Annotated in this window: 16 protein-coding genes and 1 pseudogene; 4 read left to right on the top strand and 13 right to left on the bottom strand. The window is 67.7% G+C overall.

The annotated features are described in order from the left end of the window. Positions 1 to 177: 177 nt before the first annotated feature. Positions 178 to 1,146: pseudogene (locus tag E3N94_RS17310) on the bottom strand (aldehyde dehydrogenase family protein); the annotation flags it as partial. 563 nt (positions 1,147 to 1,709) lie between these two features. Here E3N94_RS17310 and E3N94_RS14075 point away from each other — a divergent pair. Beyond that, positions 1,710 to 2,465, top strand: a complete 756-nt coding sequence (locus E3N94_RS14075) for a hypothetical protein (protein WP_134570434.1) — start codon at positions 1,710 to 1,712, stop codon at positions 2,463 to 2,465. On the opposite strand, the gene aroB is transcribed toward E3N94_RS14075, so the two are convergent. The 11 genes from aroB to E3N94_RS14130 form a co-directional block, all read right to left on the bottom strand. Continuing rightward, the gene (gene aroB / locus E3N94_RS14080; RefSeq protein ID WP_104100503.1) at positions 2,466 to 3,572 is read right to left on the bottom strand and encodes a 3-dehydroquinate synthase; all 1,107 of its coding nucleotides are present in this window, start codon (positions 3,570 to 3,572) and stop codon (positions 2,466 to 2,468) included. Next, entirely contained in the window at positions 3,569 to 4,084 is a 516-nt protein-coding gene (locus E3N94_RS14085) for a shikimate kinase (protein ID WP_174720172.1), read from the bottom strand. Before E3N94_RS14085 ends, aroB begins: the two co-directional genes overlap by 4 nt. Positions 4,085 to 4,102: 18 nt before the next feature. Further along, complete coding sequence (gene aroC / locus E3N94_RS14090) at positions 4,103 to 5,308, bottom strand: chorismate synthase (protein ID WP_104171053.1); 1,206 nt, start codon at positions 5,306 to 5,308, stop codon at positions 4,103 to 4,105. A 5-nt stretch (positions 5,309 to 5,313) separates the two neighbouring features. Continuing rightward, the gene (locus tag E3N94_RS14095; RefSeq protein WP_134570435.1) at positions 5,314 to 6,219 is read right to left on the bottom strand and encodes a shikimate dehydrogenase; all 906 of its coding nucleotides are present in this window, start codon (positions 6,217 to 6,219) and stop codon (positions 5,314 to 5,316) included. After that, positions 6,212 to 7,453 (bottom strand): endolytic transglycosylase MltG, encoded by a 1,242-nt coding sequence (gene mltG, locus E3N94_RS14100; RefSeq protein ID WP_134371527.1) that lies wholly within the window; start codon positions 7,451 to 7,453, stop codon positions 6,212 to 6,214. Before mltG ends, E3N94_RS14095 begins: the two co-directional genes overlap by 8 nt. Then, the gene (gene ruvX, locus E3N94_RS14105; RefSeq protein WP_174720173.1) at positions 7,450 to 7,974 is read right to left on the bottom strand and encodes a Holliday junction resolvase RuvX; all 525 of its coding nucleotides are present in this window, start codon (positions 7,972 to 7,974) and stop codon (positions 7,450 to 7,452) included. The genes mltG and ruvX overlap by 4 nt, the downstream gene beginning before the upstream one ends. Before the next feature lie 3 nt (positions 7,975 to 7,977). Beyond that, on the bottom strand, positions 7,978 to 10,632 hold the full coding sequence (alaS, locus tag E3N94_RS14110; RefSeq protein WP_134371525.1) for an alanine--tRNA ligase: 2,655 nt from the start codon (positions 10,630 to 10,632) through the stop codon (positions 7,978 to 7,980). 72 nt (positions 10,633 to 10,704) lie between these two features. Continuing rightward, the gene (locus E3N94_RS14115) at positions 10,705 to 10,935 is read right to left on the bottom strand and encodes a hypothetical protein (protein WP_104100499.1); all 231 of its coding nucleotides are present in this window, start codon (positions 10,933 to 10,935) and stop codon (positions 10,705 to 10,707) included. A gap of 131 nt (positions 10,936 to 11,066) precedes the next feature. Then, the gene (locus E3N94_RS14120) at positions 11,067 to 11,444 is read right to left on the bottom strand and encodes a DUF948 domain-containing protein (RefSeq protein WP_104100498.1); all 378 of its coding nucleotides are present in this window, start codon (positions 11,442 to 11,444) and stop codon (positions 11,067 to 11,069) included. 134 nt (positions 11,445 to 11,578) lie between these two features. Further along, positions 11,579 to 12,208 (bottom strand): 30S ribosomal protein S4, encoded by a 630-nt coding sequence (gene rpsD / locus E3N94_RS14125; protein WP_104100497.1) that lies wholly within the window; start codon positions 12,206 to 12,208, stop codon positions 11,579 to 11,581. A 217-nt stretch (positions 12,209 to 12,425) separates the two neighbouring features. Then, positions 12,426 to 13,766, bottom strand: coding sequence for a replication-associated recombination protein A (locus tag E3N94_RS14130; RefSeq protein WP_104100496.1), 1,341 nt, complete (start codon positions 13,764 to 13,766; stop codon positions 12,426 to 12,428). A gap of 268 nt (positions 13,767 to 14,034) precedes the next feature. Here E3N94_RS14130 and E3N94_RS14135 point away from each other — a divergent pair, with 268 nt between their 5' ends. The 3 genes from E3N94_RS14135 to E3N94_RS14145 all read left to right on the top strand — a co-directional run bounded on the left by E3N94_RS14135 (position 14,035) and on the right by E3N94_RS14145 (position 16,748). Beyond that, positions 14,035 to 14,742: a peptidylprolyl isomerase gene (locus tag E3N94_RS14135; RefSeq protein WP_241980492.1), complete on the top strand. Its 708-nt coding sequence runs from the start codon at positions 14,035 to 14,037 to the stop codon at positions 14,740 to 14,742. 89 nt (positions 14,743 to 14,831) lie between these two features. Beyond that, positions 14,832 to 16,064 carry a DUF349 domain-containing protein gene (locus E3N94_RS14140; protein ID WP_134570436.1) on the top strand — a complete coding sequence of 411 codons (1,233 nt, stop codon included), beginning with the start codon at positions 14,832 to 14,834 and terminating at the stop codon, positions 16,062 to 16,064. Between the two features lie 105 nt (positions 16,065 to 16,169). Further along, positions 16,170 to 16,748 carry a hypothetical protein gene (locus E3N94_RS14145; protein WP_134570437.1) on the top strand — a complete coding sequence of 193 codons (579 nt, stop codon included), beginning with the start codon at positions 16,170 to 16,172 and terminating at the stop codon, positions 16,746 to 16,748. Positions 16,749 to 16,786: 38 nt separating this feature from the next. Here E3N94_RS14145 and E3N94_RS14150 read toward each other — a convergent pair whose 3' ends face one another. Next, complete coding sequence (locus E3N94_RS14150) at positions 16,787 to 19,060, bottom strand: bifunctional (p)ppGpp synthetase/guanosine-3',5'-bis(diphosphate) 3'-pyrophosphohydrolase (RefSeq protein ID WP_104100492.1); 2,274 nt, start codon at positions 19,058 to 19,060, stop codon at positions 16,787 to 16,789. Between the last annotated feature and the right edge of the window lie 85 nt (positions 19,061 to 19,145).

Below are 19,145 nucleotides of genomic sequence, written 5' to 3' on the forward strand. Positions count from 1 at the left end.
CGCGTGGCCGACGAGGTCGGCCACCCGGTCTCGCGCCTGCTCGGTCGTGGTCACTGGGGCAGCGTCTTCGACGCGCAGAGGGGTTGTCATGCCACCCAGACTGGACGCGCGGACATCCGTCGCGGTCCCCGTCCACAGGGCCGGGCTCGGGAGGGAGCGGTGGAGGAGAGTGAACTCGACGGCGTCGCTCAGGGAGTCATCGTAGATCGGCTTCTGCAGCACCGCCCGGCTGGGCGCGGTGCACACCTCGCCCTGGTTGAACGCGAAGAGCACGAACCCTTCCAGGGCCTTGTCGTAGAACGCATCCTTCTCCTGGGCGACGTCGCCGAAGAAGATGTTGGGGCTCTTTCTGCCGAGCTTCATGGTCGACGGGATGATATTGGAGCTCGCGTACTGCATGATCCGACGCCCGGTCGAGGTCTCTCCCATGAACGCGATCTTGCGGATACGGTTGGACGACGCGAGCGGCTTGCCGGCCTCGATGCCGAAACCGTTGACGACGTTGAGCCCTCCCGTCGGCAGCACATCGCCGATCAGTTCGATCAGCACGAGGATCGACACCGGGGTCTGATCGGCCGGCTTCAGCACGATCGCGTTGCCGGCGGCCAGGGCCGGGGCCAGCTTCCAGACGGCCATCAGGAGTGGGAAGTCCCACGGGATGATCTGCCCGACGACGCCGAGCGGCTCGTGGAACTGGTCGGAGACCATGTCGCCGCCCAGCTCGGCGTGGTCGCCATCCTAGGCGCGGATGGAGGCAGCGAAATAGCGGAAGTCGTCGGAACAGAGCGGGATGTCCGCGTTCAACGTCTCGCGCACCGGCTTGCCGTTCTCCCAGGTCTCGTCGACCGAGAGCAGGTCGAGGTTCGCACCGATGATGTCGGCGATCTTGTTGAGCACGGCCGCGCGCTCGGTCGACGAGGTCTTGCCCCACACCGGCGCTGCACTATGCGCGGCGTCCAGGGCCAGTTCGATATCCTCCGCGGTGCCGCGGGCCACCTCGGCGAACGGCTTCCCGTTGACGGGTGAGATGTCTTCGAAGTACTGGCCCCTGACGGGCTTGACCCACTCGCCGCCGATCCAGTTCTCGTAGCGGGGCTTGAAGGTGACGAGGGCGCCCGGTGTTCCGGGGTTGGAATAGACGGTCATGATGTCTCCTCGTCGACGACGTCGTCGGTGTGGAACCGCGGGACGCGGACCTGGACCTTGATCCGAGGAAGGAGAACGTTGCTTCAGCGTTGCGGGATATTGCGGGCGGGGCCGCGGAGCCGTCGCGGCGCAACTCGTCCGCGATCCGGTTCAATCGGGCGACCACGGATGCCCGCTTCGGCGACCGCGCCGGCAGCAGTTCGAGGCACGCGCGCCAGACCTCAGCGTCGTAGGTCGCCTCGTCGGTGCGGGCGTACTCCAGCAGGAGTTCGGCGGACGCGTCGCTGAGCATGGCCTGCCGCAGCCGCGCAGAGATCCCGGCGCGGATCTGGACGATTCCCGGCGCGGTCGAGCTCGGTAGCACGGGCCCCCGGTAGGCCCCCAACGCCACCCGGTGCGTGCCGGGCTCCAGGGATGCCAGCACGCGCTGGGCGTCCAGTTCGACGGATGTCTCGAGCCGGTAGGGCCGGGAGGCGATGCCGCCACGGGGGCTGGTCTGCTACAGCACCCCGCGTAGCCGCACCATCTCGGCACGCAGGTTGTCGACCGCGTTGGTTTGGTCGGTGAGCAGCAGCGAGAGCCGGTCGTTGGATGCGCAGTTCCGCTTCCAGGGCCGCGACGGCCGCCGCCACGAGCGGGAGAGTCTGCGGGGCCACCGCCTCGTCGCCGCCCGTGATGTCGATGACGCCGAGGATGGAGCCGGAATGCGGGTCGGGGATGCGCACGGCCGTGCAACTCCACGGATGCGCCAACTGGTTGAAATACTCGGCCCGCTGAATCTGGATTCCGTGATCGAGGGCCAGGGCCGTGCCCGGCGCGCTCGTGCCGACCCGGCGCTCGGACCAGTCCGACCCCTCGACGAACAGCATCCCCTCCGCCTTACTCCGCACGGTTCGGTCACCGTCGATCCAGAGCGGGCGACCGAACTCGTCACCGATGGCCACGATCAGGCCGGAGTGAAAGGCGTGCCGGATGAGCAGGTTGTGCACGACCGGGAGCACGGCGGCCAGCGGATGCCGGTCGCGCAGCTCGTCGGAGCTGAGTTCGTGTTAGTGGACGAGCCTCAGCGAATCAAGGCTGAGGGCGAGCGACCGTTGCCAGGACTCCTGCACCAGCTTGCGCACGCCCGGACCGACGAACCGTTCCGTGACTGCCGCCTCCTGGGCCGCCGTCAGGTCCGCGAAGTCTCCGCCTCCGCTCTCGCCGGCCGCACGGACGAACCACGGACTCGTCCTGAAGCCTCCGAACAGCTTCGGTCAGCGGCGACCGGCTGCGCCGGTCTGGGAATCAGTCTGGGCCCACGGATGCGGCGCGAATAGTTAGGAGCCGATCTCCTGGTAGGCGGCGAACAACAACGACGAGTCCGGTCCTTCGAGCACGGTCGGCTTCCCGATGTCGTCGAGCACGATGAATCGCAGCATGCCGCTGCGGGTCTTCTTGTCGCGCTGCATGGTGGCGAGCAGGGTGCTCCAGCGGCCGACCGGATAGGTGGTGGGCAGGGTGAGCGATTCGAGGATGCGACGGTGCCGGTCGACGGCCTCGTCCGAGAGCCGGCCGCTCAGCCGGGCGACCTCCGCCGCGAACATCATGCCGACGGCAACGGCCGCCCCGTGCCGCCAGCCATAGCGTTCGGCGTGCTCGACGGCGTGGCCGAGGGTGTGCCCGTAGTTCAGAATCTCACGCAGGCCGGACTCCCTGAAGTCTTCCCCCACGACCCGGGCCTTCATCCCGATCGCGAGTTCGAGCACGCGCCGGAACTGCGGGGTGTGCGGGTCGGTGACGGCCGTGACATCCGCTTCGACGATGTCCAGGATCTCGGGCAGCTGGATGAACCCGGCCTTCACGATCTCGGCGAAGCCGGCCAGGATCTCGTTACGCGGCAGGTCGTCGAGCACGTCCAAATCGCAGATGACGGCGGCGGGCGCGTAGAAGGTGCCGACAAGGTTCTTGCCCTCGGCGGTGTTGATGCCGTTCTTGCCGCCGACGGCGGCGTCGACCATGCCGAGCACGCTGGTCGGGATCTGCACCAGGCGCACGCCACGGAGCCAGGTCGCGGCGACGAAGCCGGCCAGGTCGGTGACGGCGCCGCCGCCGAAGCCGATCACGGCATCCGTACGACTGAAGTCGGCCTGACCCATGACCTGCCAGCAGAACGCGGCCACCTCGACGCGCTTGGCAGCCTCGGCGTCGGGCACCTCGGCGATCAGCACCTCGAATCTGCCGAGCAGGCTCTCGCGCAGGGCGACGGCGCGGGCGCCCAGGTGTGAGGTGTGCACGATGAGCACCTTCGCCACCTTCGGGCCGAGCTGTTCGACGACGTCGTCGACGAGGCCGCGACCGATCAGAACGGGGTAGCTGTCGGCGCCGGCAACCGTGATAACGGTGGTGGCGGGCTCGGTGGAATCAGGCACAGGTGCTCCGGTCATGATCTTTTCTTGGTCCATTTCACGACGTCATCAGCGATGGCGCCCAGGGGACGGTGCGAGGTGTCGAAACGGATGCCGGCCAGCGCCTCATAGATCGGGCGCCGGAGGGCGTAGATGCGCTTCCAATCGGCGATTCCGCCCGTGAGCAGCGGCCGTTTCGCCCCGCCGATCCGGGCCCCGACGGCTCGAGCGGACACGCTCAGGTACACCACGGAGCACTCAGCAAGGTCGGCCTGAGTCTCCTCGTCGAGCACGGCTCCCCCGCCGAGCGAAACCACGGCCTGCTCGGTGAGGGCCTGCACCACGGCCTGGCGTTCGAGCACCCGGAAGTGCTCTTCACCGTGCTGCCCGAAGAGGTCCGTGATCGGCCCGTGCAGGGCGACGATCCGGTGGTCGGTGTCGATGAACGGCACATCGAGGGACTTCGCCACTTTCCGGCCGATCTTGGTCTTGCCGGCGGCCATGGGACCGATGAAGACGAGGGGCAGGATCGGATGCGTCGGCGCGGCCATTGTGATTCTCCGGCGCCTCTAAAGGGAAGCGTCGCTGGACGCGCCCGTCTGGAGATTCGCCGGCATTCCGGCCAGGTAGGAATCCAGGTTGCGGCGCGTCTCCACGATGGAGTCACCACCGAACTTCTCCAGGACCGAGTTGGCCAGCACCAGAGCGACCATGGCTTCCGCGACCACGCCGGCGGCCGGCACGGCACAGACATCCGACCGCTGGTGGTGCGCGGGGGCAGCCTCGCTCGTGGCCACGTCAACCGTGCGGAGGGCGCGCGGGATCGTGGAGATGGGCTTCATGCCGGCGCGCACGCGCAACACGGTTCCGGTGCTCATGCCGCCTTCGGTGCCGCCGGCCCGGTCGCTGACCCGCTGGATGCGACCGTCGGCCTGCACAAGCTCGTCGTGCGCCTCCGAGCCGCGCCGGGTGGTGGTCAGGAAACCGTCCCCGACCTCGACCCCCTTGATGGCCTGGATGCCCATCAGCGCGGCCGCCAGCTGCGAATCGAGGCGGCGATCCCAGTGCACGAACGAACCGAGTCCGGGAGGAAGGTTGTAGGCCAGCACCTCGACGACCCCGCCGAGGGTGTCGCCCTCCTTGTGGGCCAGGTCGACCTCGGCCACCATCCGGGCGGAGGTGACGGCGTCGAAGCAGCGCAGCGGGTCGGCGTCGAGGGCGTCGACGTCGCCGGGTAGCGGTAGCGGGGCGTCGACGGGCACGCGAACCGGCCCGATCGACAGGGTGTGGCTGACCAGGGTGATGCCGAGCTCGGCCAGGAACGACCGGGCGACGGCGCCGAGCGCGACGCGTGCCGCGGTCTCCCGGGCGCTGGCGCGCTCCAGTACCGGGCGGGCCTCGCCGAAGCCGTACTTCTGCATGCCGACCAGATCGGCGTGGCCGGGCCGGGGACGAGTCAGGGGGGCGCCGCGTCCGCGCGCGGACGTGGTCTCCACCGGTGCGGGACTCATCACCTCGGCCCACTTGGGCCATTCAGTGTTACCGATCCGCAGGGCAACCGGTCCGCCCATGGTGAGGCCGTGGCGCACGCCGCCCGAGATGTTCAGTTCGTCCTGCTCGAACTTCTGGCGCGCGCCTCGGCCGTAGCCGAGTTTGCGGCGTGCCAAGTCGAGGCGGATCGCATCTAGAGTAACCGGGATTCCAGCGGGCAAACCCTCGACAATGGCGATGAGTTCGGGGCCGTGAGACTCTCCGGCGGTGAGCCAACGAAGCATGACCACTATCCTGTCACAGCCTTCCCGGTCAGGGCGCCGCGCATGGCGTGCAGCACCACGTCCTCATTCGGGAGCGGCTCGAACGGGTTGCCGGAGACGAAGATGCGCACCTGGATCAGGGCCTGGTGCAGCAGCATCCCCTCTCCGGACACCGCGGTGCCGCCCACCGACGACCAGGACCGGGCGAGGGCGCTGGGCCAGGGGGAATAGCTGACGTCGAACAGGAGCGCCTGCCGGCGCAGCCCGGCGGGAAACTCGGCGCCCGGGTCGCTGCCCCCGGGCAGGGTGCTGATCACCAGCTCGCTGACGCGGGCAGGGTCGGGCAGGTCGGTGAGCGGGTATACCCGTACCACGACCCCGAGGCTCTGCCCCAGTTCGACCAGATCGGCCGCCTTCGCCGGGGTACGCACGAGCACGTCGACCAGCTCCGCGCCCAGCTCAGCCGCGGCGACCAGGGCGGATGCCGCGGTGGCGCCGGCGCCGAGCAGGCACACGTGCACCGCGCGGCGCACTCCGGCTTCGGCAAGGGCACGCACCAGGCCGGTGACGTCCGTGTTGAAACCCTGCAACGTTCGCCTGCCGTCGGCTTCACCGAACAGCACCGTGTTGACGGAGCCGGTCTGAGCGGCGACCCGGTCGATGCCGTCGAGCTGCGCCTGGACCTCGTGCTTGAGGGGCATCGTGAGGGAGAGGCCGCGCCAGTCTGCGCCCCGGGACGCGAGGAAGTCCGGCAGTCCGCCCGCCGGCACCCGCACGGCGGCGTAGCGCCAGTCCAGGCCGAGCGCCTGGTACGCGGCCCGGTGCAGTGCCGGGGAGAGGGAATGCTCGACGGGCGAGCCCAGCACCGCGAGACGACGCACGCGGGCAGAGTCACGGGCGGGGGCCGGCACGGATGCTTCGGGCTCAACCATATTCGGGGTGCTCGTCCATCCAGGCCAGCCATTTGTTCACGGCGGCGTCGTGCTCCGCGATCGTGGTGGAGAAGATCGTCTCCCCCGTGTCGAGGTTCCAGGACACGAAGTACAGCCAGGTGCCGTCGGCGGGGTTCACGGCGGCGTCGATCGCGATGTCGCCGGGGTTCGAGATCGGCCCCACGGGAAGCCCGGGGTGCACATAGGTGTTGTAGGCGTTGGCGGCGTCGGCGCGTTCGGCATCCGTTGTCTTCACCCGGTCGGTCGCCCCGGTCCCGTAGGCCACGGTAGCGTCGGACTGCAGGAGCCCGCTCTGCCACTTTGCCGGGTCGAGCCGGTTCAGGAACACGCGCGAAACCTTGTAGAAATCCTCCGTGAGCCCCGCTTCGCGTTGGATCAGGGCCGCGACAACGATGGTCTTCCAGCGGTTCTCGGGCGCGACCTCGGCAGCGTCGAGAGCCTCGAACTGTCGGTCGACGAGCGTGCGGATGGCCTCGGGCGCCGTGGTCTCCGGGGGGAACGTGTAGGTGGCCGGGAACAGGAACCCCTCGAGGGTGGTTGCCTCGCCCGGCAGGCCGTAGGGCTCGACGTCGGCGGCCGCGGCCTCGAGATCGACCAAGGGAATGCTGGTGCCCTCGCTGATCAGCTGGAGCACCGAGGCAGTCGTGGTTCCCTCGGGTATCACCACGGTCTGTTCGAGCTTGTTTTCCGGGTCGAGCAGGGCGTCGAGGGCGGCACGGCCGCTCATCTTGCCGGCCAAACGATAGGCGCCGGGCTGGAAGACGGGTGCCGGGCTCTCCGCGCGGAGCACCTCGTAGAACGCGTCGTAGCTCTTCACCACGTCCTGGGCGAGGAGGGAGTTCGCGACGTCCTGACCGGTTTCACCGTCGTGGATCATCACGATGACCTCGTCGCCTCCGGCGCCGTCGTAGTCCGCCGGGCCCTGCACCATGCCGATCACGGTACCGATCGGCTCCTGGAGCAGGAGGGCGGCGGCACCGGCGAGTCCGGCCAGGATCAGGAAGACGATCAGGCAGCCCCAGGTGCCCCGGCGGCCCCTCTTCTGCGGCACCGGAGCGGAGTCCAGCAGGGCGCGACGACTGGACCGGGTGCCTTCGCCCCGTGACTCACGGATGGCCCGACGCGAACTGAGAGGGTCCGCCGGGTCGATGGGGCTTGTCGGGTCGCCCGGCTCGGCCGGGGCTCCGGTGCTGTCGGCGGGAGGCGGTGTCATCGTTGAGGCTGCCCTTCATTCGGTGCGGCAGCTGGCGGGGACCCGGCTGGAAACTGGTCGCGCACGAGATCGACGGCGGTGCCGGCGGGTGTGCCCAGGGTGCGTTCGGTGTCGAGGGCATGCTGGAGGATGATGACCGCGGCGACTTGGTCGATCACGGGTTTTTGGGTTTTGGCCTTCCGCCCCGCGGAGCGCAGGACCGACTGCGCCGCGACGGTGGAAAGGCGCTCATCGACCAGGCGAACCGGAACGGCCAGGGACCGGGCCAGCAGCTCGGCGAACCCCACCGCATCGTTGGTCGACGCCGTGCGGTTGCCGGAGAGCGCGAGCGGCAGCCCGACCACCACCTCAACGGCGTCGAGCTCGGCCACCACAGCCACGATCCGGGCCACGTCCAGGCTGCCGGAGTGGTCGCGGCCCACGGTCTCGACCGGGATTGCCAGCAGGCCGTGCGCGTCGCTGCGGGCCAGGCCGATCCGGGCTTTCCCGACGTCGACTCCCACCCGCACACCGTGACGCATGGTTCAGCCTGCTACGGCGGATCGAACGGCCGCGAGAGCGTTCGGGATGGCTGCTGCGTCGGTGCCGCCGCCCTGGGCGAGGTCGTCCTTGCCGCCGCCGCCGCCGCCGAGGATGCCGGCGACCTGCTTCGCCAGGGCTCCCGCACGCTGGCCGGCCTCCCGGGCCGCGGGGTTGGTGGCCACGATGACGACGGGCTTGTCGGCGACCACGGCCGCGAGGGCTACGACCGCCGGCGTGCTGCCGAGCTGCGTGCGGGTGGCCGTGACCAGCATCCGCAGGTCGTCAGCGGAGCCCAGCGTGCCGACCTGCTCGGCCACGACATTGACGGAACCGGCCAGCTTTGCCGAGGCGACGAGGGCCGGCACCCTGTCGGAGAGGGCCCGCGCCTCGAACGCGGCGATCTTCTTCTCGGCGGCCTTGAGGCTCTGCACGAGCTCGTTGATGCGCTCTGGCAACTGCTCCCGCGGCGTCTTCAGGTGTGAGGTCAGCTGGGAGACGAGGGCGCGCTCGGTGGCCAGGTCGCGGAAGGCCTCGAGGCCGACCAACGACTCCACCCGGCGGTTCGTGGAACCGACAGAACCCTCGCTGACAAGGTTGATCATGCCGATCTCGGCGCTGGAGGCGACGTGGGTTCCCGCGCAGAGTTCGCGAGACCAGGGGCCGCCGATATCGACGACGCGCACTCGGTCGCCGTACTTCTCGCTGAACAGGGCCATCGCGCCGAGCGCCTTCGCCTCGGCCAGGGGAAGCTCCCGGGTGAGCACGGGCAGGTTGTCCCGGATGGCGTTGTTGGAGATCTCTTCGATCTCGCTTCGGGTCGCCGGGGACAGTGCCTGGTTCCAGGAGAAGTCGAGGCGGAAGAAGCCGGCCTTGTTGTACGAGCCGGACTGGTGGGCGTTCGGGCCGAGCACCTGGCGGAGGGCGGCATGCAGCACGTGTGTGCCGGAGTGCGCCTGTCGGGCACCGCGGCGCCAGTCGGGGTCGACGACGCTGGTGGCGGAGTCCCCGACGCCGACTTCGCCGGTCCGCACCTGAACCTTGTGACTGATCAGGCCCTTGACGGGCTTCTGCACGTCGAGCACCTCGAGCTCGTAGCCGGTGCCCACGATCAAACCGGCATCGGCCTCCTGGCCGCCGGACTCCGCGTACAGGGCCGTCTCGGCGAGGATCACCTCGGCGATGTCACCGGAGACGGCGCGGTCGACGGAGAGACCGTTGACGATGATCCCAAGCACGCTGGATTCGGTCTGCAGAGCGTCGTAGCCCGTGAAGACGGTCTCCCCCGCCGCGCGGAATGCGCTGTAGACCGACAGGTCGGCGAGGTGCGTCTTCTTGGCCTTGGCGTCGGCCTTGGCCATCGCGCGCTGCTTGGCCATCAGCGTGTCGAAGGCCTCGCGGTTGACGCTGAGCCCGGCCTCCTCGGCCATCTCGAGGGTGATCTCGATCGGGAAGCCGTAGGTGTCATGCAGGAGGAACGCGGTGTCGCCCGGCAGAACGACCTTGTCGGCCTTCTTGGTCTTCGCGACGGCGAGGTCGAGCACGGCGCTGCCACTGGCGAGGGTGCGCAGGAAGGTCTCCTCTTCGGCATACGCAGCCTGGCTGATGCGGGCGTAGTCCGCCTTGATCTCGGGGTACGCGCCGGCCATGGCGTCGCGCGAGGCCGGAAACAATTCGGGAAAGGTCGCGGCGTCGACGCCGAGGAGGCGCATGGCGCGCACGCTGCGGCGCATCAGGCGGCGCAGGATGTACCCGCGGCCCTCGTTGGACGGCATCACTCCGTCGCTCATCAGCATCAGGGACGACCGCACATGGTCGGCGACGATGCGCATCCGCACGTCGTCGTCGTGGACGGCCCCGTAGCGGCGACCGGACAGTTCCGCGGCCCGGTCGAGGACCGGGCGCACCTGGTCGATCTCGTACATGTTCTGAACGCCCTGTTTGAGGAAGGCGACACGTTCGAGCCCCATGCCGGTGTCGATGTTCTTCTTCGGCAGGTCGCCGAGGATGACAAAGTCGTTCTTGCTGGTGCCCTCGCCGCGGAGGTACTGCATGAAGACGAGGTTCCAGATTTCGACGTACCGGTCGTCGTCGGTGGCCGGGCCGCCGTCGATGCCGTAGGCCGGGCCGCGGTCGAAGAAGATCTCGGAGCAGGGTCCGGCGGGCCCGGGCTGACCGGTCGACCAGTAGTTGGAGTCCATGCCGAGACGCTGGATGCGGTGCTCGGGCAGGCCGAGGGCGCGCCAGTACCGAAAGGCCTCGTCGTCGTCCTCGTAGACGGTGACCCAGAGGTCCTTCTCGGCGAAGCCGTAGCCGCCGTCGGCATCCGAGCTGGTGAGTAGCTCCCAGGCGTAACCGATCGCCTGTTCCTTGAAGTAGTCGCCGAACGAGAAGTTGCCGTTCATCTGGAAGAAGGTGCCGTGACGCGGGGTCTTGCCGACCTCTTCGATGTCGTTGGTGCGGATGCATTTCTGAACACTCGTCGCTCGCGGGTAGGGGGGCGGCACGAGACCGGTCAAATACGGTACGAACGGAACCATCCCGGCCACCGTGAACAGGAGTGTGGGGTCGTCGCTGACAAGCGAAGCGGAGGGGACGACGGTGTGACCGCGATCGGCAAAGAAGTCGAGCCAGCGCCCGCGAATTTCAGCAGTCTGCATTAGTTCCGTAGTTCGTTGTAGTGGAAAAGATATGGATGATACCTACCTGGCGAGCACGTACTTGGCGAGTACTTACTTGGCAAGTTTTTCGATCGTGATTTCGGTCTCCGACTCGATGTCGCCGATGGCATCCCGCAGCTCGGCCTCACGCTTGCGGTAGCCGTCCGAGATGGCCTCACCGAATTCGCGCGCCTTGGTGTCCAGATCGGCGAAGAATTGCTTCCCCTGACGCGTCTTGCCGGCTTCGCGGGCGATGAGCAGCCCCGTGGTGACACCGACGACAAACCAGATGAAATTCTTCATAGCAATGCTCCCTGAATATGTGTGGAGACCCTGAAAAGTGGTGAAAAGGTCGGTTCACGGCGGTTGAACGTCTGGAACGACCGTCTGACCGGCGAATCCCTGACGGGTCGGCTCCGTTCCAGAGTACCCGACTACCTGTGGCGGCGGCGGCGGGTGCCGCCCGGGCGGGCAGCCCCCAGCGCCGCGCGAACCCCCGCGGAGAAGCCGGCCAGTTTGACCAGCGGGCCGCCGACGGTCGCCGCGACGAGGGCGACCAGGGCGGAGACGTTGCCCGTGACATCCGCCACGTTCGAGGTGATGGTGTCCACCCGGGCCAACTGCGCGTTGGTCTCCTGAATGGTCTTGGTGGATTCCTCGAGCAGTGGGGTGACGGTGTGGGTCAGGTCGCGGATGGCCACGGTCGTCTCGTCGAAGACGCGGCCGAGCTTGACCAGGGGCAGGGCCAGGAACCCGACCAACATCAGGAAGGCAGCGGCGAACACGAGCCCGACAATATCTCCACCAGACATTGACCAACCATCCATTCCAGATTCGACATTCACGAGCTTGGTGCGCGTACGCAAAGAGCGGACCACCCCAGGGTGATCCGCTCTCCAGCGTAGTTCAGTTGCAGCGCCTGACGGCGGTGCGGGTGAAAAGGAGCCTAGCGGGCCGCGTAGTACTCGACGACGAGCTGGACTTCACAGGTCACGGGGATTTCGATGCGCTTCGGGCGGCGCACGAGGCGGGCCTGCAGCTTGTCGATCTCGACCTCGAGGTAGGCGGGGAGCTTGGGCAGAACGTCGACGTGACCGCCGGCGGCTGCGACCTGGAACGGCTCCATGGCCTCGCTCTTGGGCTTGACGTGGATGAGCTGTCCCGGCTTCACGCGGAAGGAGGGACGGTCGACCAGCTGGCCGTCGATCAGGATGTGACGGTGCACGATCATCTGACGGGCCTGGGCGGTGGTGCGGGCGATCGCGGAGCGAACGAGAAGAGCGTCGAGACGGGTCTCGAGGATCTCGACGAGGTTCTCACCGGTCAGTCCCTGGGCGCGGCGAGCTTCCTCGAACGCGATCTTGAGCTGGGCTTCGCGGATGCCGTACTGAGCGCGTAAGCGCTGCTTTTCGCGGAGGCGGACAGCGTAGTCGGAGTCGGTCTTGCGCTTGGTGCGACCGTGCTCGCCCGGGGCGTACGGACGCTTCTCCAGATAGCGCGCGGCCTTCGGGGTCAGGGCGATGCCCAGGGCCCGCGAGAGGCGGGTCTTACTGCGGGTACGTGACTTGGTAGACACGGTGTCCTTTCGATGGAACTGCAAACAAGGGGAAACCAGGGCGGCGGCCGCGCGATGAGACAGCACGGCTCAACGTCATGGGAGTTCAGAGGGGTGGTGCCACGGGACGCCCGGCTACAGGGCGAGACCATCAAATCCGGAATCGGACGCAGCCGCATGCCGATTCCATTTGTAGGCAGCGATCAGGTTAGCACATCGGGTTGTTCGGCCGTTCCGCTCAGCGGGCACGGATGATCTTGCGCAACTTGGCGAGGCGGGCCGAGACCTCGCGCTCGTGGCCATGCTCGGTGGGCTCGTAATAGCGCACCTCGGCGAGCTCGTCCGGCGGGTACTGCTGGGCCAGCACGCCGAGGGCGTCGTCGTGGGGATACTTGTAGCCCTTGCCGTGGCCGAGGCGTTTGGCGCCTGGGTAGTGCGCATCCCGCAACGGTTTGGGCACCCGGCCGGTCTTGCCGTTCCGCACGTCGGCGATCGCCGCATCCAGGGCCATGTAGGCCGCGTTGGACTTGGGTGCGGTGGCCAGGTGCACGACGGCCTGGGCGAGCGGGATGCGGCCCTCGGGCATGCCGATGTACTGCACGGCGTCGGCGGCGGCGATGGCGATCACCAGCGCCTGCGGGTCGGCCATGCCGATGTCTTCGGAGGCCAGCACGATGATGCGGCGGCAGATGAACCGGGGATCTTCGCCGGCCTCGATCATGCGCGCGAGATAGTGGAGGGACGCGTCGACATCCGAGCCGCGTACCGATTTGATGAAGGCGCTGATGACGTCGTAGTGCTCGTCGCCGTTGCGATCGTAGCGCAGAAGCGCACGGTCGACAGCGAGGGCGACCACCTCGGTGGTGATGACCGGCTTCGCGTCGGACTCGGCGTCGACGGAGGACGCCGCCGCCACCGACCCAGCTTCCAGGGCGGTCAGCGCCCGTCGGGCGTCACCGGACGCGAGCCGGATGATCGCGGCCCTGGCTTCGGGGTCGAGCACGAACCGGTCGGCCAGGCCGCGCGGGTCGACCACGGCCCGGTCGACAACGACAGCGAGGTCGTCGTCGCTGAGCGTTTCGAGGGTGAGCAGTAGGGAGCGGGACAGCAGCGGCGAGATGACGGAGAAGGACGGGTTCTCGGTGGTGGCGGCCACGAGGATGATGACCCCGTTCTCCACCCCGGGCAGGAGAGCGTCCTGCTGCGCCTTGCTGAACCGGTGGATCTCGTCCAGGAAGAGCACGGTGGAGAGTCCGTAGAGGTCCCGGCTGGTGCGCGCCTCTTCCATTACCTGGCGCACGTCCCGCACTCCGGCCGACACGGCGGACAGCTCGACGAACCGGCGGCCCGAGCTGCGCGCGATGGCCTGGGCCAGGGTGGTCTTGCCGGTGCCGGGCGGGCCCCACAGGATGACGGAGATCGCGCCCTGCTCCCCTGTCTTGTCACTGGCCAGGCTGACCAGCGGGGAGCCCGGTGTGAGCAGATGCTTCTGACCGGCGACCTCCTCGAGGCTCGTCGGGCGCATCCGTACGGCGAGGGGTGTGGCCCCGCTGCGCAGTCCCGGTTGTGAATCCACCATGGGTCCAGCGTAGTTTGTGCCGGTGACCGGGCCGATCCTGAACCGGTGCTGCCCGGAGCGGATGTTTGTTTGCCCTCTCCGGGTTGCGTAGAGTTCAACATGGTTCGGGCGCCAGACGCTGGAGCCGTCCCCGTTCGATCGGGCCTTCCGATGGAGGCCGCCTGGAGGCTACGACGTGGTACCGAACAAGAAGCAAGAACGTGAAGCCCGCGAGGCGCGCGTGCGTGTACGCGCCTTTCAGGCCCGGCGTTCGGTGAATGCGCACCAAGTGAAGCGGCGACGGCGGGACAACCTCATCGCCGGCGTCAGCGTGGCCGTGGTCGTGGCGCTGGCCGTCGGCGCCCAGGTGCTGTTCTTCACCGGAGGCCCCGGCAGCCCGGCACCCTCCGTGGCCGACACCGCTTCCCCCTCCGCGTCGGCCGCACCGTCCGACAGCGCGAACAGCGGCGAGGTGCCGCCCAGCACCCTGGCGGAAGACCGCACCTGGACCGGCACGCTGGCCCTCAACGGCATTCCGCTCGAGATCGAGCTCGATGGAGCCCTCGCCCCTCAGGCGGTGTCCTCGACCATCAACCTGATCACCACCGGCTTCTACCAGGACGTGACCTGCCACCGGCTCACCGACGGCGGTTTCTTCGTGCTGCAGTGCGGGGACCCGACCGGAACGGGATCGGGTGGCCCCGGCTACAGTTATGGACCGATTGAAAACGCCCCGGCCGACGATGTGTACCCGGCCGGCACACTGGCCATGGCCCGACAGGGCGGCAACGCCTACAGTATGGGCAGCCAGTTCTTCATCGTCTACGACGACACGACCATCCCCGCCGACGCGGTCGGAGGCTACACGGTGCTCGGCCGGGTGACCGATGGACTGGACGAAATCAAAGCGCAGATCACGGCTGCCGGCGTCGCCGACGGCTCTTCGGACGGCACCCCTCAGGTGCCGACCAGCATCACTCAGGTATCAGTTCAGTAGAACAGACGAACAGCGCGCGGGCTTGCAATAGGCTTGACCGGGTATTGGCTCACTTGTGAGCACACAACGACATCGATAAGGTGAGGCTCTTGACTACGACAGATCAGCAACCATGGGGTCGCGTAGACGAAACCGGCACGGTTTACGTGCGCGAAGCGACAGGCGAGCGCGCCGTGGGACAGTATCCCGACGCGACGCCGGAAGAGGCGCTTGCCTACTTCGAACGGAAATACGTTGAGCTCAACGGCCAGGTCACGCTTCTCGAACAGCGCGCCAAGGGTGGCGCACCTGCCGCAGATATCGCGAAGTCCGTCAAACATCTGACCGAGGCTGTGGCGAACGCCAACGCGGTCGGCAACCTGGCAGCCCTGGCCACCCGCCTGGGTGCCCTCGGCGGCGCGGTGACCGAGCTCACCGAGCAGCAGGGCGCCGAAGCGAAGGCTGCAGCGACCGCCGCCGTCGCCGAGCGTGCCGCGATCGTCGCCGAGGCCGAGGCTCTCGCCGCCGAAGACCCGGCTAAGACGCAGTGGAAGCAGACCAGCGCTGCTCTGGAAGCCCTGTTCGCGAAATGGCAGGCCCACCAGCACGATGCTCCGCGCATTCCCAAGGGCGAGGCCAATGACCTCTGGAAGCGGTTCCGCGCGGCCCGCACCACGATCGAGCAGAACCGCAAGGCATTCTTCGCCGAGTTGGACAGCGCCCACAAGGACGTTCGCAACCGCAAGCAGCACCTGATCGAACAGGCCGAGGCTCTCGCCCCCAAGGGCGCCGATGGCATCCCGGGCTATCGCAATCTGCTCGACGAGTGGAAGCTCGCGGGTCGCAGCGGCAAGAAGCAGGACGACGCCATGTGGGCCAGGTTCAAGGCAGCCGGCGACGTGCTTTACTCGGTCAAGTCCGAAATCGACGCGCACGACGACGAGGAGTTCGCGGGAAACCTGACTCTTAAGGTCGAGCTGCTCACCGAAGCCGAACTTCTGCTGGCCGAGACGGACCGCGCCAAGGCGCGCAGCGTGCTGAGCTCCATCCAGCGCCGGTGGGACGCCATCGGCAAGGTTCCGCGCGACTCGGTCAAGTCCATCGAGGACCGCATGCGCAAGGTTGAGGCAGCCGTGCGCAAGCTCGACGACGACCACTGGAAGCGCAACAACCCGGAGACCAAGGCTCGCGCCGAGGGTCTGGCCGGTCAGCTGAACGATGCCATCGTCAAGCTCGAGGCCGAACTGGCCGCGGCGCAGGCCGGCGGGGATGCCGCGGCGATCACGGAAGCCACCGAGGCTCTCGAGACCCGCAAGGCGTGGCTGAAGGCCATCGGCCAGTAGCCCGGCCGTCCACAGCACGACCAGCGGGGATCTGTCCACAGATCCCCGCTTTTTGTGGGCGGGAGAACACACCCGGCGCACGCTGAGTCGATGAACCCACAATCGATGAACTCACGCCTTCCCGTGGTGCTCTCTGCCCAGGACCTGCCGCTTGCGGAGCTGTGCGGCGCCCGTCTCGACGGGGAACTCTTCACCCTGGGCGACTTTTGGTGCCCGGTCGACGAGGTCGATGACCGGGTGCGACGCGCCCGAGCCGTCGGGTTGCTGCTTGCGTCCCCAAGGGCCATCGCCGAGCGGATGACCGCTGCCTGGATCTACGGTCTGGCGCCGGAACCTCGCCGCCACCACTTCTGCGTGCAGAGTTCCGCCCGAATGAAACTGGTCCCGTCACCCCGAATGCAGATCCGCGAGGTGAGCTGCCCGTCCGACCAGCTTCAGGCGATCTCCGGCCTCCGGGTCACGCTGCCCCTGCGCACCGCCGTCGACCTCGTCCGCTGGCACGACGAGCCCACCGACGGTGTCCGGGTTGCCCTGATCGCCGCCCTGCTGCGCCTGGCCGGCTGCACCAGCACCGACCCGGCGAGTCGCCTATGCGCGGCACCCAACCTGCCGTTCAAGTCTCCGGCCCTCACCCGACTGCGAGAGGTGCAACGGTACCTCGACGAGCATCCGCGCCCCACCTGATGTCTCTACCGGGAGGCCAATGCGAGCTCAATGGCCGCTCAGCCCTCGTTGACGCGATAGACGTCATAAACGGCGTCGATACGGCGCACCGCATTGAGCACGCGATCGAGGTGCGTGGTGTCGCCCATCTCGAAGACGAACCGGCTGATCGCGAGTCGGTCGGAGGAGGTGTGCACCGTCGCCGACAGGATGTTGACGTGATGCTCCGACAGCACCCGGGTGACGTCGGAGAGCAGCCCGGAGCGGTCGAGAGCCTCGATCTGGATCTGCACCAGGAACAGGCTCTTGGAAGTGGGCGCCCAATCGACGTCGATCATGCGCTCGGGTTCCTTGAGCAGGGACTGCACGTTGCGACAGGATGCCTGGTGCACCGATACCCCAGCGCCGCGCGTGATAAACCCCACGACTTTGTCGCCCGGCACGGGAGTGCAGCACCGGGCAAGCTTCACCAGGATGTCGGGGGCGCCGCGCACGAGGATGCCCGAGTCGCTGTTGCGGAGCGTCTGGGTGCGGCCGTGGGGCGCGAACGGCAGGTCCGTGGCGTCGCTCTCCTCGACGCTCTGCAGGGTGGCAACCACCTTCTCCAGCACCGACTGCGTCGACACATGCCCCTCGCCGACGGCGGCGTACAGCGCAGAGACGTCTTCATACTTCATCACCGCGGCAACTTCGGCGAAGGAGTCCTGGTTCATCAGTTTCTGCAGCGGCAGGTTCTGCTTGCGCATAGCGCGTGCGATGGCGTCGCGGCCCTGCTCGATCGCCTCGTCGCGGCGCTCCTTGGTGAACCACTGGCGGATCTTGTTGCGAGCCCTGGGGCTCTTGACGAAGTTCAGCCAGTCCTTGCTCGGCCCGGAGTCGGGATTCTTCGACGTGAACACCTCGACGACGTCACCGGTGACGAGAGGGCTCTCCAGCGGGACGAGGCGCCCGTTGACCTTGGCGCCCATGGTGCGATGGCCGACCTCGGTGTGCACGGCGTAGGCGAAGTCGACCGGGGTGGCGTCGGCCGGCAGACCGATCACCCGGCCCTTGGGGGTGAAGACGTAGACCTCTTTGGCGCCGATCTCGTAGCGCAGCGAGTCGAGGAACTCTCCCGGGTCGGCCGTTTCGGCCTGCCAGTCGGAGATGTGGGCGAGCCAAGCCATGTCGGTGTCGCTCTGCGGGCCCGGACCGGAACTCTTGCCGGTGGTCTGCTCCTTGTACTTCCAGTGCGAGGCCACGCCGAATTCGGCGCGCTGGTGCATTTCCTGGGTGCGGATCTGGATCTCCACGGCGCGCCCGCTCGGGCCGAGAACCGTGGTGTGCAGCGACTGGTACAGGTTGAATTTGGGGGTGGCGATGTAGTCCTTGAACCGGCCGGGAAGCGGCGTCCACCGGGCGTGGATTGCGCCGAGAACCGCGTAGCAGTCCCGCACCGAGTTGACGAGAACTCGAATGCCGACCAGGTCGTAGATGTCGTCGAACTCGCGCCCGCGCACGACCATCTTCTGGTAGATCGAATAGTACTGCTTGGGCCGGCCGGCGACCTTGCCCCGGATGCGGGCGGCCTTCAGGTCGTCGACGATCGAGTCGATGACGTGCTGAACGAACTCTTCGCGCTGCGGAGTGCGCTGCTTGACAAGACTGTCGATCTCGGCGTAGAGCTTGGGGTACAGCACCGCGAACGAGAGGTCTTCGAGCTCCCACTTGATGGCCTGGATGCCCAGGCGATGCGCGAGCGGCGCGTAAATCTCCAGCGTCTCGGTCGCCTTCCGAACCGCGGACTCGGCAGGCACGAATCCCCACGTGCGCGCGTTGTGCAGCCGGTCGGCGAGCTTGATGATCAGCACACGAATGTCCTTAGACATCGCCACGATCATCTTGCGCACGGTCTCGGCCTGGGTGCTGTCGCCGTACTTGACCTTGTCCAGCTTGGTGACGCCGTCGACCAGCATGGTGATCTCGTCGCCGAAATCGTGCCTCAGCTGGTCGAGAGTGTACTCGGTGTCCTCCACGGTGTCGTGCAGCAGTGCCGCCGAGACGGTCTTGGGGCCGATGCCCAGATCCGCCAGGATCTGCGCGACCGCGACCGGATGTGTGACGTACGGCTCTCCGCTGCGGCGAAACTGGCCCTCATGCGCCTGCTCCGCGGTGACGTAGGCCCGCTCGATGATCGAGAGGTCCACCTTGGGATGGTGCATCCGCACGGTCTTCAGCAGCGTATCGACCGCGCCGACCGGTTGGGCCCGGGAAAAGATCCGAGGCACGAGGCGCCGCAAGGATGCCGGCGGGAGCGGAGCCGGGTAGGCAGGAGGAGTCGTCAGTTCAGTCATCTGGCCACCTCCATCCGCTTGATCAATTATTACTGCTCCCGAGCCGGATCGGGTACCACTTCCGGCTCGGGTGCGGGCCTCCTCC

The sequence above is a fragment of the Cryobacterium sp. Sr3 genome (genome assembly GCF_004402835.1).
Classification (GTDB): Bacteria; Actinomycetota; Actinomycetes; order Actinomycetales; family Microbacteriaceae; genus Cryobacterium; species Cryobacterium sandaracinum.